The 14,135-nt window shown below is 54.6% G+C and carries 12 protein-coding genes; all 12 read right to left on the bottom strand.

The window, feature by feature from the left end; translation table 11 throughout:
• Positions 1-28 precede the first annotated feature (28 nt).
• The 12 genes from QZ170_RS02045 to QZ170_RS01990 all read right to left on the bottom strand — a co-directional run bounded on the left by QZ170_RS02045 (position 29) and on the right by QZ170_RS01990 (position 14,082).
• The gene (locus QZ170_RS02045) at positions 29-718 is read right to left on the bottom strand and encodes a hypothetical protein (RefSeq protein WP_297176369.1); all 690 of its coding nucleotides are present in this window, start codon (positions 716-718) and stop codon (positions 29-31) included.
• A 17-nt stretch (positions 719-735) separates the two neighbouring features.
• Entirely contained in the window at positions 736-2,841 is a 2,106-nt protein-coding gene (locus tag QZ170_RS02040) for a GDSL-type esterase/lipase family protein (protein WP_297176367.1), read from the bottom strand.
• Between the two features lie 68 nt (positions 2,842-2,909).
• Positions 2,910-3,512 carry a DUF4294 domain-containing protein gene (locus tag QZ170_RS02035; protein ID WP_297176365.1) on the bottom strand — a complete coding sequence of 201 codons (603 nt, stop codon included), beginning with the start codon at positions 3,510-3,512 and terminating at the stop codon, positions 2,910-2,912.
• Between the two features lie 44 nt (positions 3,513-3,556).
• On the bottom strand, positions 3,557-4,783 hold the full coding sequence (locus tag QZ170_RS02030; protein ID WP_297176363.1) for an L-serine ammonia-lyase, iron-sulfur-dependent, subunit alpha: 1,227 nt from the start codon (positions 4,781-4,783) through the stop codon (positions 3,557-3,559).
• A gap of 267 nt (positions 4,784-5,050) precedes the next feature.
• Positions 5,051-6,097 carry a 2-oxoacid:ferredoxin oxidoreductase subunit beta gene (locus QZ170_RS02025; RefSeq protein ID WP_297176361.1) on the bottom strand — a complete coding sequence of 349 codons (1,047 nt, stop codon included), beginning with the start codon at positions 6,095-6,097 and terminating at the stop codon, positions 5,051-5,053.
• A gap of 5 nt (positions 6,098-6,102) precedes the next feature.
• Complete coding sequence (locus tag QZ170_RS02020) at positions 6,103-7,965, bottom strand: 2-oxoacid:acceptor oxidoreductase subunit alpha (protein ID WP_297176359.1); 1,863 nt, start codon at positions 7,963-7,965, stop codon at positions 6,103-6,105.
• Positions 7,966-8,251: 286 nt separating this feature from the next.
• On the bottom strand, positions 8,252-9,199 hold the full coding sequence (miaA, locus tag QZ170_RS02015; RefSeq protein ID WP_297176356.1) for a tRNA (adenosine(37)-N6)-dimethylallyltransferase MiaA: 948 nt from the start codon (positions 9,197-9,199) through the stop codon (positions 8,252-8,254).
• Positions 9,180-9,728, bottom strand: coding sequence for a hypothetical protein (locus tag QZ170_RS02010; RefSeq protein ID WP_297176354.1), 549 nt, complete (start codon positions 9,726-9,728; stop codon positions 9,180-9,182). The genes miaA and QZ170_RS02010 overlap by 20 nt, the downstream gene beginning before the upstream one ends.
• 30 nt (positions 9,729-9,758) lie before the next feature.
• A complete protein-coding gene (gene aspS / locus QZ170_RS02005) occupies positions 9,759-11,522 on the bottom strand; it encodes an aspartate--tRNA ligase (protein WP_297176352.1) in 1,764 nt (587 codons plus the stop codon).
• A 241-nt stretch (positions 11,523-11,763) separates the two neighbouring features.
• A complete protein-coding gene (locus tag QZ170_RS02000) occupies positions 11,764-12,684 on the bottom strand; it encodes a hypothetical protein (RefSeq protein ID WP_297176350.1) in 921 nt (306 codons plus the stop codon).
• Between the two features lie 15 nt (positions 12,685-12,699).
• Entirely contained in the window at positions 12,700-13,602 is a 903-nt protein-coding gene (locus tag QZ170_RS01995; protein WP_297176348.1) for a hypothetical protein, read from the bottom strand.
• Positions 13,603-13,626: 24 nt separating this feature from the next.
• Positions 13,627-14,082 (bottom strand): hypothetical protein, encoded by a 456-nt coding sequence (locus QZ170_RS01990; RefSeq protein ID WP_297176346.1) that lies wholly within the window; start codon positions 14,080-14,082, stop codon positions 13,627-13,629.
• Positions 14,083-14,135 lie beyond the last annotated feature (53 nt).

The raw sequence follows: 14,135 nt of genomic DNA, 5'->3' as shown, positions 1-14,135 counted from the left end.
TTCGTGGTTTCTGTGCCCGCAGCTGGGACTATCTAATCTTCCCTAGACTATCGATACGAAAGCGGACGACGCCAGCCTGCCCCTGTACCCCGTAGAGCTGTCGGACACGACTCACGAGCCCAAGGCTATCAGAGAAAGCGATCCCCTCCAGACTATCTCGTCTCAGCTGGGAGCGTGCCGTACTATCCGAGAGGGTCGGCATCATGAAGACAAAGTAGAGGCTGTCTGGCTTAGCTCCAGCTCTAAGGCTCGTCTGCTCCTGCTTCGTCAGCGAGGAAAGTCCCTCGGGGGAGGCAAAGACGAGCATCACCGAGCGACGATGATAGAGATCCGAGAGCTCTCGTTGCTTGCCCGAGGCATCCTTCCCTGAGAAGAGAGGAGCGGAGGTCAAGGGATGAACTTTGGTGGGGGCTGGAGCGATTTGCTCCCGCCACTCCTTACCTATCAGGTCAAAGAGGCGTACACGCCGCCCCTCGTCATGAGAGACAAGTACCGAGTGGAAGCGCGCCGTATCTAGGTAGAGTTCGAGGCGGGTATCGAAGTTCGTCAGCGTATCTGTGATCTGGACATCCGGCCCTATATAAGTCACGAGAGCTAGTGTGTCGCCTCCTGAGGGTGAGTCTAGCTGAATCACGAGACGAGAGCCCTTGGGCTGTGAGCTACAAGAGCCGAGGAGGATGGCTACGAAGAGGGAGAGGAATAGAGAATGGAGCTTCATCTTCATTTCGTTGAGACTTAGGGTAAGTAACCTTCGCAGATGGAGAAGGTGGAGACGGGTAGCCCCGTATGCCCGACGAGATTGGCATCGGTATAGGGCTCCCAGGCATAACGTATCTGGAGCTTCTGTGAGCTTATCCGGCGGGGTAGCGAGATGATGACACGAGCATCACGGAGCTTAACGGGGGGCATAGGATAGCTGAGACCATCCTCTCCGATGAGCTCAAAGCCCCTCAGCTCCTGGCCATCAGAGGTCTTCAGCTCCTCTGTCCCCCCGAAGAGTAGGATCAGCTTATTGTCCTCCCTGTATAATGCCTTTAGCCATGGGCTCCTATGGGTCAGGGTGCTATAGCCATATTCATTATGCAGTGCTAGCAGTGCCAGGCGGTGAGCTATCGGGCGCTTATTTCGTGGATGTACATCATTAGGCATACCATGATCCGAGGAGACGACCATCTCTAGCCCTTCGGCAGAGCGCATGAGCCTACGCTGGCTTTCACGGAAGTGCGGCCAGGAAGGGCGATTCATAGAGGAGAGCTGTACGTAATAGAAGGGGATATTGAAGCTAAAGACCTGCCTCCAACTCGTCACAAGTAGGGGGAAGAGACGTGCATGCGCCTCTATGTTGTGGGCATTAGACTCCCCTTGGTACCAGAGTATCCCCTGGATAGGAAAGCGAGCCAAGGGTCTTATCCCCGTGTCAAAGAGGTAGGTAGGAGCATAGGGATGACGAGTGAGTGGAGTATCCTGGAGCTTCACATTGAGCGCAGCACGCTCACGCACCCACGGCATAATGAAGTCATTCGTACGCCAGTGGCGAAGGATCTGTGGGAACTCATGCTCCAGCGTATAACGATCGATCCAAGCCTCGGTAGGTGCTCCACCGACCGCATTGATGATAATTCCCACTGGTACCTGTAGACTATCTCGTAGCTCCCGAGCGAACTGATAGGCTATGGCCGAGGTCGAGCGAGCTATCTCGGGAGTCACCCCTCGCCATTGAGTGGGGAGGTAGTATTCCAGTCTATTGAGTGAGTCCAGGAAGGAGACAGGCCAGCTGACAGCATCGGTCGTATGAGCAGGCTTCATATCGAAGACTCGTAGCTCAGGATCGTATGCGCTATCAGCCAGATCACGATCCGCAGTCTCTCGTAGCATCATCGCCATATTGGACTGCCCCGAGCAGAGCCATACCTCACCTATATAGACTGAGTCTAGCTGATAGCTACGTGACCTTGCCTCGAGGCTAATGCGGTAAGGGCCTCCCGCTTCCTGAGGAGGGAGGATGATACTCCATCGTCCATCCTTACCTGCTCTAGTCGTGTAGGTGGATCCGCCGAATGTTAGGGAGACATACTCTAGGGCATTAGCCCTCCCCTCTAGCTCCAGAGGCCTTCGGCGCTGCAGAACCATGCCCGAGGAGAGTATCTCAGGGAGGGTCAGCCCCCCATAGTCCCCTGTGATCGCACCATAGACCTCCCGAGCTATGATCCGTACCCCCGCAGCCGTTGGGTGAACAGCATCGGGTAGATAGTGGGGATAGGGATAGAGTGGTGCATGCAGGTCTATAAGCTGTACATCAGCCCCCTTTGCGACCTGCTCGATAGCCTTCTGTATCTGATCCTGCCAGTCTCGTGTACCAGACTCGAAGCGTGGATGCTCCACACCGATAGGTGTCGTACGTGCGATGAGGATACGTACCTTGGGGTTGGCCTCACGTAGAGCCTCGATGAGGCGGTGATAGTCGGGGACAAACTCATCCCGATAGTTAGGCCAGTTGCGGGGATCGGTATCATTGACCCCAAGGTGGATCACAGCTATATCAGCTCGATAGTCTAGAGCCTTCTGATACTCTTCCTGCTGGATGTAAGGCCGATGACCACGGGCAAGAAGCGTAGCTCCAGACTTCCCAAAGTTGCCCACTTGATAGCCAGAACCCAAGAGTTGCTGAAGGACTACGGGGTAGGCCTCATGCTCACGATTCTTGAGTAGATAGCCATAGGTAATGCTATTGCCGATACAGGCTACACGGATCGGGGCAGTGCGGCGGGAGGCCGCACAGACGGATAGAGCAGAGAATAGGAGTAGAGCGAGAGATAGGAGGCGAGTAGGGAACTTCATCATGGGGAGAGTCTTCGATGGGGTCGGGTCTATATAGTTAGTATCAAGGGTATCGGATGAGTCTTAGGTTGCTAGAGCCGGCGCTGCTCATAGAGATGGATGATACGCTCGATCGTGGCATCCTCCTGGTTGTGGAGTGGGTCATAGGGGGACTTGAGGCTAGCTCCAGTGACTCGAGCAAAGAGCTGCCAGGTCCAAGCCTTGAAGCCCCCGAGGAAGGTCTTTAGGAGCTCATAGCCAGTCATCCCACACTGGCGGTGGATGAGCTTGATGAGGATCTTGCCCTGACGCAGGGTAAGGTTCTTCATCTTGGGAGTCATCTCACGCTTTAGATCTTTCTCGACCAGCTTGAGGTGCGCCTCTCGGCTCTTCTCTGGGAGTGTCTCCATGTATTCATAGGTCTCGATGATCGTCGCTGCGACATACTTGGCATAGGGATAGGTGACCTTCACATCACGTATGAGTCGCCAGAGCTGCTGTCGCTCCTCTGGAGTCATGGGGCGCACGCTCCGATCCGCATAGACATTCACGGGGGGGAGGACCACCTCTACGAGCGTATCGCCTTCTATAGTTGGCTCCGTATGAGTGGTGACCTGGCCGAGAAGCCCCACACTGCCCCCAGAGAGGAAGAGTAGAAAGGTGAGTATACGGCAGAGAAATCTACTGAGATACATAGTCTGATACAGAGAAGATAGATAGGGCTGAAGGCTACCCGTCCCTACCATGGGTGGGGTGGCGTCTTCAGGGAGTACTCTGTGGCTAATCCTCCTGTGGAGGTCTCACGATAGAGACTTGGCAGGTCATGCCCAGTCTTGCGCATCACCTCCACGACTTGGTCGAAGCTCACACGATGACGTCCATCACTGAACGTACCATAGGTATTCGCATCTAGTGCACGAGCCGCCGCGAAGGCATTGCGCTCAATACAAGGTATCTGCACCAGACCACATACAGGGTCACAGGTCAGCCCTAGGTGATGCTCTAGTGCCATCTCTGCCGAGTACTCGATCTGTAGATTAGAGCCACCGAAGAGCTGGCTAGCTGCTGCTGCCCCCATAGCACACGCCACCCCGATCTCACCCTGACACCCAACCTCAGCCCCCGAGATAGAGGCATTGGTCCGGACAACATTGGCGAAGAGTCCAGCAGTAGCTAGAGCCCTCAGGATACTACGATCAGGGAAGTCCCGACTCATCTTGAGGTGGTAGAGCACCGCAGGGACGACGCCACAGCTCCCACAGGTAGGTGCAGTAACGACACGCCCGCCCGAGGCATTGTGCTCGCTGACTGCGAGAGCGTAGGCATAGACTAGGCCTCTATTCTTGATACTGGCAGAGCCATAGCCCTCAGCCTTGACCTTGTAGGTCGCAGCCTTGCGCCGGAGACCAAGGCCCCCCGGGAGTACACCCTCAGCCTGAAGGCCTGAGTGGACAGCCTCCTTCATGACCTCCCAGATCTCAGCCAGGAAGTCCCAGATATCCTCGCCCTCATAGTGCTCCACATACTCCCAGTAGGTCATATCCTGCTCGTGTAGGACGTGCATGATGTCCAGGATCCTGTGCTGGGGATAGATCTCGGCGGAGTGCTGTTCGTTGAAGTCTTCGTTGGCAAGCGTCCCACCACCTATACTATAGACCGTGTAGGTATCGAGGATACGACCATCAGCACCATAAGCCTTGAACTCCATACCATTGGGATGGAAGGGGAGAACAATATCGGGCTTCCAAATGATCTCTGTAGGAGCTATCGGTGTGAGTGTCTCTAGGATAGCCACATCTGTCATGTGTCCCTTCCCCGTAGCTGCGAGGCTACCATAGAGAGTCACCTCGTAGCTAGAGGCAGAGGGACAGCGAGCGACAAACTGCTCAGCAGCTCGCCGTGGCCCCATCGTATGGCTACTACTCGGGCCTCGCCCTATCCTAAATATCTGTCTAATCGTCTCCATCGCTCTCTGTATGATGCTCCATGTGGCAGTCTATATGTGTACAACGTCCCTGATCTCGCCTTTATTGGCTCTGTGATAGGGAGGCCTTGACACACTCAAAAATACGAAAAAGCCCTCTTATATAGGCCGAGGACATGCATACCAGCCTAGCTCCCTTACTCCTAACTCCTCTATATGAGCCTCCTAAGAAAAGGGGCGCACTATAGCCGAGACTATAATGCGCCCCAGATACCCTAGACGTGTAGGGTAAGGCCAAGCTATGTTATGCTAATCTTCAGCCTTGACTTCCCAGTAGGGATCCTTCATGAGTACATCCTCGAGCGAGCGGATACCAGGCTTCTGAGCCTTCACTTCCTCGATTTGCTGGGCGACGGCTTCATCGTAGCTAATCCCCTCGACATCTCGGATTACCCCAAAGGCAACAGGGAGATCACTCTCCTCACTCGTCCCCATCATCGCGAGCATCGTGTGCAGGGTGGGGTCAGCCTCATGAGCATCATGGGTGAGGACATCATCCAGAGTGTAGCCATCCTCCCCGATCGTTACAGCCTTGAGCCGGAGACCATCTAGGACGATCCCCTTATTTTTCTCCTTACCGAAGATCATCTTCTCGCCGTGTCGGAGTACGACGGAGCGGTCGTCACGTACCTCACGCTGCGAGACCCCCTTGTGGACACCATCGTTGAAGATCACACAGTTCACCAGCACCTCGACGATCGCAGCCCCCTTGTGCTTAGCACACTCCAGCATACACTGCCCGAGGAGCTTCATATCGACGTCTAGCGAGCGAGCGAAGAAGCGTCCTCGTGCCCCAAAGCATAGCTCTGCGGGGATAAATGGATCCTCTACCGTACCATAGGGCGAGCTCTTGGAGACAAAGCCACGTGCCGAGGTCGGCGAGTACTGCCCCTTCGTGAGCCCGTAGATACGGTTGTTGAAAAGGACAAAGTTCAAGTCAATATTTCGGCGGACTGCATGGATGAAGTGGTTCCCCCCGATAGCGAGGCTATCACCATCTCCGGTAGCGACCCAGACGCAGAGGTCTGGACGGGCGGTCTTCATCCCCGTAGCGATCGCTGCTGCACGACCATGGATCGTATGGAAGCCATAGGCATTCACGTAGTAGGGCAGGCGGGAGGAGCATCCGATACCCGAGATGACCGCAGTCTTCTCCGTAGGGATACCTAGGTCTGCCATCGCCTTCTGTAGCGTGGCGAGCACTCCGTGGTCTCCACAGCCCGGACACCAGCGTACGTATTGGTCACTCTTAAAGCTCTTGGCGTCTAGCTTCACGCCACTAACATTCGTATCCATCGCTGTTATTCCTCGATAAGGTTAATGAATTCTTCTACTAGATGGGAGAGCACAAAGGGCTGACCCGTGACTTCATTATACTGCCGTGGGTGGAAGTCAGAGATGATACCACGTAGGTAGCGGGCGAACTGGCCACTATTCTGCTCGGCGATGATGACCTTCTTGTAGCGGCGCAGGAGCTCCTCGGTATTCCGTGGGAGCGGATTGATGAAGCTGAAGTGCAGATGGGCAATCTTGTATCCACGCTCACGTACCTTGTGTGTAGCCTCGTAGAGGTGCCCGTAGGTTCCACCCCAGCCCACGACGAGGAGCTCGGCATCCTGATCGCCTTCGACCTCGAGTAGAGGGATACAGTTAGCGATATAGTCTATCTTCTCCTGACGAGTCTTGACCATGAGTGCATGGTTAGCAGCATCGGTGCTGATGGCACTCGTCGTATAGTTCTTCTCCAGTCCACCTAAGCGGTGCTCGAAGCCTGGAGTCCCTGGGATAGCCCAGTAGCGCACCTTGGTCTCCTCGTTGCGATAGTAGGGCTTCCAGTTCTCTGCTGTCACCCCCTCGGGGAGCTTGGAGACGTAGTTTGGTTCGATCGCAGGGAGGCTCTTCAGGTCAGGGATACGCCAAGCCGAGGAGCCATTAGCGATGAAGGAGTCCGTGAGTAGGACGACGGGAGTCATATGCTCGACGGCGATCTTGGCTGCCCAGTAGGCATAGAGGAAGCAGGTATCGGGGGTCGTAGCGGCGACGACTGGCATAGGGGCCTCACCATTGCGCCCGTAGAGAGCCTGCATGAGGTCCGTCTGCTCGCTCTTGGTCGGGAGACCCGTCGAGGGACCACCTCGCTGTACATCTATGATCACTAGTGGGATCTCAGCCATCACAGCCAGACCTGTAGCCTCGCCCTTTAGTGCCAGCCCAGGGCCCGAGGTCGTCGTCACAGCCAGGTCTCCAGCGAAGGCAGCACCGATAGCCGTACAGATCCCTGCGATCTCATCCTCGGCCTGCACGGTCTTGACCCCAAGAGCCTTGTGCTTAGCTAGCTCGTGGAGGATGTCCGTCGCTGGGGTGATCGGGTAGCTCCCGAGGAAGAGCTCTAGTCCAGAGCGCTCAGCGGCAGCGATGAGCCCATAGGCCGTAGCCTTGTTCCCATTGATATCGAGATAGCGCCCTGGGGTAGGCTTTTGCGTCTCGATACGGAAGATACTCGCCGAGGCATGGGTATTATGCCCGAAGTCGTAGCCATGGTTGAGCGAGGCAATATTGGCGTCCCGCAGGAGGGGCTTCTTGCCAAACTTCCTCTCGAGGAACTGCTCAGCAGGACCCAGAGGGCGATCGCAGAGCCAGCAGATCAGTCCGAGGGCAAACATATTCTTGCATCGGAGGGCTGACTTAGCATCTAGTCCGAAGTCCTTCAGCCCCTCCTTCACGATCGAGGAGATAGGGGCAGGGATGACCTGCTGGGTCTTGAGGCCTAGTTCCTCAAAGGGTTCATCGGTCTTGTACTCAGCCTTGCGTAGGTCGTTCGTAGTAAAGGAGTCGGTATCAATGATGATGATCGACTCCTTCTTCAGATGCCCTACGCTCACCTTCAGGGCGGCGGGGTTCATAGCGACGAGGATATCTGCACGCTCCCCTGGGGTACGTACAGCACGAGAGCCTATCTGCACCTGATAGCCAGAGACCCCACTCAGGGTACCCTGGGGTGCACGAATTTCAGCTGGGAAGTCGGGGAAGGTAGAGATCGTGTTCCCCGTCATGGCGGAAAGGTCAGAGAAGATCGTCCCCGTCAATTGCATCCCATCACCCGAGTCTCCAGAGAATCGAATGACGATGTCTTTGAGCGTTTTGACCGCTTTCTGTTCGTCCATAGTTCTTTATATATCTGATGTGTGTCATTGTGGCACGAGCCTCAGCACTACTGTGAGAGTATGGTTATGATAGCACCGTTACCTGTGATCAAGGCCGTCCTACGCCGACAATCTATTGCATCTACTAAATATGCGACACAAAGCTAAGGAATTAAGTACACCTAAGCAAATTATTTTCCCTCTCTGTCGTAAAATCATAGGTCTCCCCCTCCTTTCACCCTAAAGTGACCACTAGACTCCACTTATTGGCATTCCATTTTTACACCACTGCCTGAGATACGGAGTCTTAGCCCCACTCTCCCCTATACAAGTAGGCATGTCTCCCGAGGGCATTCTCTATACCCTCTATATCCTCGGGGTGATACCAGTGCACCTCGGGGTCACGCTTCCACCAGGTGAGTTGCTTACGGGCATAATGGCGGCTGTTGCGCTGGATGAGACGGATAGCCTCCTCGAGGGAGATCATGCCGTCGAAGTAGGCAAAGAGCTCCTTATAGCCCACCGTATTGAGCGCATTGAGGTGACGATGGGGATAGACCGCACGAGCCTCAGCCTCCAGCCCCAGCGACATCATCTGGAGTACTCGCTCATCGATGCGGGCATAGAGCTCCTCACGCTCTCGGGTTAAGCCTATCTTGATCATATCGAAAGGACGATGCTTCGCCTGCCCTGTATGGAAGGAGGAGAAGGGCCTTCCCGTCGAGAGGCAGACCTCGTAGCCGTGTAGGACACGCTTATAGTTCTGATGATCTACTGTAGCATAGTACCTAGGGTCAAGGTGCTCCAGCTCGGAGAGAATAGGGGCTAGCCCCTGCATCTCATAGCGATGCCAGACCTCCGTGCGGATAGCAGGATCCACATCAGGTATCTCATCGATACCCCGGCATACAGCGTCTATGTACATCATCGAGCCTCCCGAGAGGAGCTGGATGGGATGATCTACAAAGAGTCCCTCGAGTAGACACAGCACATCGGCCTCGTAGCTGGCTGCGCTATAGCCCTCGGTGACACTGTGTGTCCCTACGAAGTAATGAGGCACAGCAGCCCGCTCCTCTGGAGTCGGGGCTGCTGTGCCTATAGGTAGCTCACGATAGATCTGTCGGGAGTCCGCCGAGAGGATGCTACAGCCTAGCTGGAGGGCGAGCTGCACCCCTAGGGATGTCTTCCCTACGCCCGTAGGGCCTAGGAGTACGATGAGCGTGGGACGCTGGTCTCTAGTAGAGGCTCTCTGCATCGGCGATATCGAAGCCCTCGAGGTCGATCTCACCCTCATCGATGGAGTCCTCCTCTAGGCCATCCTCATCCCACACCTCGCCCGAGGCTGGAGCGACAGAGCGAGAGGCGGCCACATCTATGGAGGCGAGTTGCTGAGGAGCCTTGCCCTCAGCATGCGTGATGATGGGCTTGTCCAAGCTCTTCCCCGGGATCATCTCTACGAGCTCAATGAAGAAGCCTCGCTCGGAGAGCATATCGAAGACGAAGAAGAGATGCTGCCCCTTGTGATCAAGGAGCTCCTCTAGTGGGGTACTCTCCATCAGGTAGCTGTCGTACTCGGAGCTCATCCCCATGTCCATCATCGTGACCTCCTGCTCCTTCTGCCAGGCCTCGTCGCAGATGTGGAAGGTAGTCAGCTCATCATGGGCATAGCCTACCGCATCGAGGATGAAATCATTCAGCTCGAGGAACGTGGCTTCGGAGTCGATCTGTAGCTCTCGCTTGAAGTAGTCATTCTCATCGGAGAGCATCAATAGACGATAGATCATTCGGCAATCGGTATACTAAGGGGTGGGTAATTACTTCGTAGCAGGGGTGAGACGCAGATGGAGCTCATCGAGCTGCTCCTGGTCAATAAGCGAGGGGGCATCGATCATCACGTCACGCCCGGCATTGTTCTTGGGGAAGGCGATACAGTCTCGGATGCTATCTAGCCCAGCAAAGAGCGAGACGAAGCGGTCGAGACCATAAGCCAAGCCCCCGTGGGGAGGGGCACCATACTTGAAGGCATTCATTAGGAAGCCGAACTGCTCCTGAGCCTTCTCTGGCGTGAAGCCAAGGAGGTCAAACATACGTGCCTGGAGCTTGCTGTCGTGGATACGGATCGATCCACCACCGACCTCTACGCCGTTGATGACCATATCATACGCATTGGCACGTACTGCACCTGGATCGCTATCCAGTAGGGGAATATCCTCGGGCTTGGGCGAAGTGAAGGGATGATGCATTGCGTAGAAGCGTTGTGTCTCCTCGTCCCACTCGAAGAGCGGGAAGTCTACCACCCAGAGGCAGGAGAACTTCTTCTTGTCTCGCAGCCCTAGCTGTGAGCCCATCTCTAGTCGGAGCTCCGAGAGCTGCTTACGTACCTTCATCGCATCACCACCCGAGAGGATGAGGATGAGGTCACCAGCCTTGGCACCAGTCTCTGTGGCTAGGCTCTGGAGCGTCTCCTGCGTGTAGAACTTATCGACACTGCTCTTGACCGTACCATCAGCCTCTACACGAGCATAGACCATACCCGAGGCCCCGACCTGAGGACGCTTCACGAAGTCCGTGAGCGCATCCAGCTGCTTGCGGGTATAGCTAGCAGCACCTGGTGCAACGATCGCCCCGATATAGGCAGCGTTATCGAAGACCGAGAAGCCATGCCCCTGCAATACATTCTTCACTTCCACGAACTCCATGCCGAAGCGTGTATCGGGCTTATCAGAGCCGTAGCGCTTCATCGCATCATGCCAGCTCATACGAGGGAAGGGTACGGGAATATCCAGATCGAGTAGTTCCTTGAATAGGTACTGTGTCATGCCCTCAAAGATAGAGAGCACATCCTCCTGCTCCACGAAGCTCATCTCACAGTCGATCTGTGTGAACTCAGGCTGGCGGTCAGCACGTAGGTCTTCATCACGGAAGCACTTCACGATCTGGAAGTAGCGGTCGAAGCCACTGACCATGAGGAGCTGCTTGAAGGTCTGAGGGGACTGTGGTAGGGCGTAGAACTGGTTGGAGTTCATACGCGAGGGGACGACGAAGTCACGAGCACCCTCGGGGGTGGACTTGATGAGTACAGGGGTCTCTACCTCTAGGAAGCCTTCGGCATCGAGGTAGCGACGTACTGCTAGGGCAAAGCGGTGACGTAGCTCGAGGTTGGACCTCACACAGCTACGGCGTAGGTCTAGGTATCGGTACTTCATCCTGAGGTCATCCCCGCCATCGGTATCATCCTCGATCGTGAAGGGAGGCACCTCCGAAGGGTTGAGGATACGAAGGGAGCTAACGGCGATCTCAATATCGCCCGTAGGGAGCTTTGGGTTCTTGTTCTCACGCTCGGAGACTGTGCCCACGATCTGGATCACATACTCACGTCCGAGCTTCTCGGCCTCGGCGACAAGTGCCTCCCCGACAACAGCCTCATTGAAGACAAGCTGTGTGATCCCATATCTATCTCTTAGGTCGATGAAGGTCATCCCCCCCATACGACGTGCCTTCTGAACCCAACCAGCGAGCGTCACCTGCTCCCCGACGTTGCTGAGGCGCAGTGCGCCACAGGTAGTAGTACGATACATATCTTTTTCTTCTCCTTGGATGGACGAGGCTCCTTTGAGCTGTCACTTCGCCCTTTGTAGTAATAATGTTTGTACCACAAAAATACAAAGTTTTCAGTGTTCCTCCGCTACTGATACATTCCTCCCATAAGTAGAACACTGGGGACAAAAAGACTTAGCGGAAGTAGACCTCTCTCCGGGCTTCCTACAGACACCCCCTAGATACGTGAGGTCATATCCTATCACTTCCCCCGCCACTTCACTACATCTTTATCGAGATGGAGTCGCCACGTACCCATCCCCGATAGAGCTGGTAGCCCTCGTAGTGCTCAGGGAGTGGATAGCCCGATGGGGCGGATGCAGTAGAGCCTTTGCCTCGGAGCTGGTAGACGTTCAGTGGGATACACTCATCTCGAAGGCGACCACTAGCCTCCCAGTCGGGCAGGAGGAACTGCCAGCGCCCATGGATCACAGCAAAGGCTAGTAGGCTATACACGTACTCCCGCCTACAGTGAGCAGGGACAAAGGCTAGACGATGGACGAAGGGCTTCAGTGTGCCCTCCGTTCCCACCATTTCCATCCCCACCGAATGTTCCATATGCTCGGAGAGATACGTGACTTGATACCAATCATGATCCAGTTGTGGGGTCATGAGGTAGTACAAATATCCCTGAAGGTAATAGGCGCACTCACTCCAGTTGTCCATCCCTTCACCATAGGCGATACGAGGCTTAGGTTGTCCATCCACGATGGAGGGCTCTAGCTCCACTTCCCAAGCCTGATCCCGTAGGAGCACATGATGGGTGTAGTGCCGTCTCTCACGTACACTGCGCCCTGCTCCCTTTAGGGGGTAGGTGGCCCAGCGTGGCACGTAGTATGTCAGATTATATTTCTCTGGACGTGAGCCATCCTCGATCACGGTGTAATAGCGCAGTCGGGGGAAAATCCAGTTGCTCTGATCCTGACGCACCAGATAGTAGGCTGTATCCGTATGGTTCTGATACACTACATGCAGATAGGGTACATCAAGCTCCCGCCTCAGCGTATCCATCGGATTATGCTCCCGATGCCAGCGCACCTCGAAGTGTACCGAGATCCTATCCTCGGCATAGACTGTACACATTGATGGCAGTAGTAGGATGATGAGGACGAGCCTCCTTAGCAGTAGCATAATGGTGTTCATCTTCTCCTCATTTTATTACATCTCGATCCAGAGGGAGCATCCCTTCACCCGACCTAGATAGAGCTGGTAGCCCTCATAGAGCTTGGGAAGAGGCAGTTGGGACTCCCCATTATAGAGTGGATTCGGATCTCCCTCCATTCCTAGAGCCTCATTAGCGATAGTCGTATCCTTCGCCACCCAGTTCGGAATGACAAAGTGGAAGCGCCCTCGCATCATCCGAAAGGCCAGCAGGCTGTAGATATACTCCCGCTCACTCCGAGCCGGGAGGAAGGCTAGGCGCCCCTCCAGCAGGCGCAGTATCCCGTCAGTCTTGTAGGGCTTCTTGGCTACGGAATGAAGGTTATCTTGCGGGCTATACACCTTCAGAGCGTGAGGGTCTCTTCGTGCTGGAGCCCTGAGGCAGTATAGGATATACTGCAGGTACTCCACACTCTCACTCCAGTCTACCTGTGGATCACTAGAGCGGCTCCTATGGGATGAGGTGGAGGACTCTTGGTCTATCTCCCACCCGCTACACCCTAGGATGACTTGATGGCTCTTGTGCACCCGTTCCTGCTCTGGGTAAACCTTGAACTGCATCGCCCTTACCTCATTATGATTTTCATAGTCATAGTTTTCTGGATACTGAAGTAAATCTTCGAAAAAATCAATGTAAGGGAAGATCCATCTACACCTATCCCTACGTACCAGATAGTAGTCTGTGTTACTATCGTTGCGATACACCACATGTAGGTAGGGCACGTTGATCGGTCGCTTCGCTGTGTCTAGCGGGTTCACCTCTGCGCGCCAGCTGACCCGCAGACTTATAGCGATCTGGGCCTCGGCGCTGAGCGTGGTCAAGAAGAGGAATCCGAGGAGCATATAGACCTTTACTACTCCCAGCTCCATATTCATTGTATGTACCTTGTTACAATCCATGAGACAATAGTCTTCGCCCCCTCGCTACAAGCTTTGCTCACCTCTGGGGGTGACTGGCTTACCCCGGTAGACCACCCGGTAGTTCATCGCCTTGAGCTCTGCTATCGTGTACGACAGCACCGTATCATATAGGGAAGGCTTACCATAGTTGGCTGGCGGCAAACTTTCATTCTTCCAGTAGGTCTCCCGAGAGGCAAACCAGATATAATATCGATAGCGCTCTGGATGGCTATACAGTTCACTACGATCAAGAACAGATTGTTGACTTGAATCTCCGGGGAGAATTGGGACAAAAATACTCGGCGCAACGATGAAGGGATCACCCATTCGACGGAAATAGGAGCTATAATACATCGTATCAGGAGTTGCATTAATCTCTTGAACCGTGTATACTACTCTACGTGCCACAATCTTCGGTATGAAGTCACACCCTGTCAGTAGCAGAAGGGCAACTGCGAGTAACGTTATTCTCTTATTCATAATCTATTGTTTGTCTAAATGAGGAAAACTAAAAGGAGGAACAATAGTAGAGG

The organism is uncultured Porphyromonas sp. (genome assembly GCF_905372525.1).
In the GTDB taxonomy this organism is placed as follows: Bacteria; Bacteroidota; Bacteroidia; order Bacteroidales; family Porphyromonadaceae; genus Porphyromonas.
Note: the sequence above shows the minus strand (reverse complement) of the source record. Positions and strands in the feature narration are given on the sequence as shown.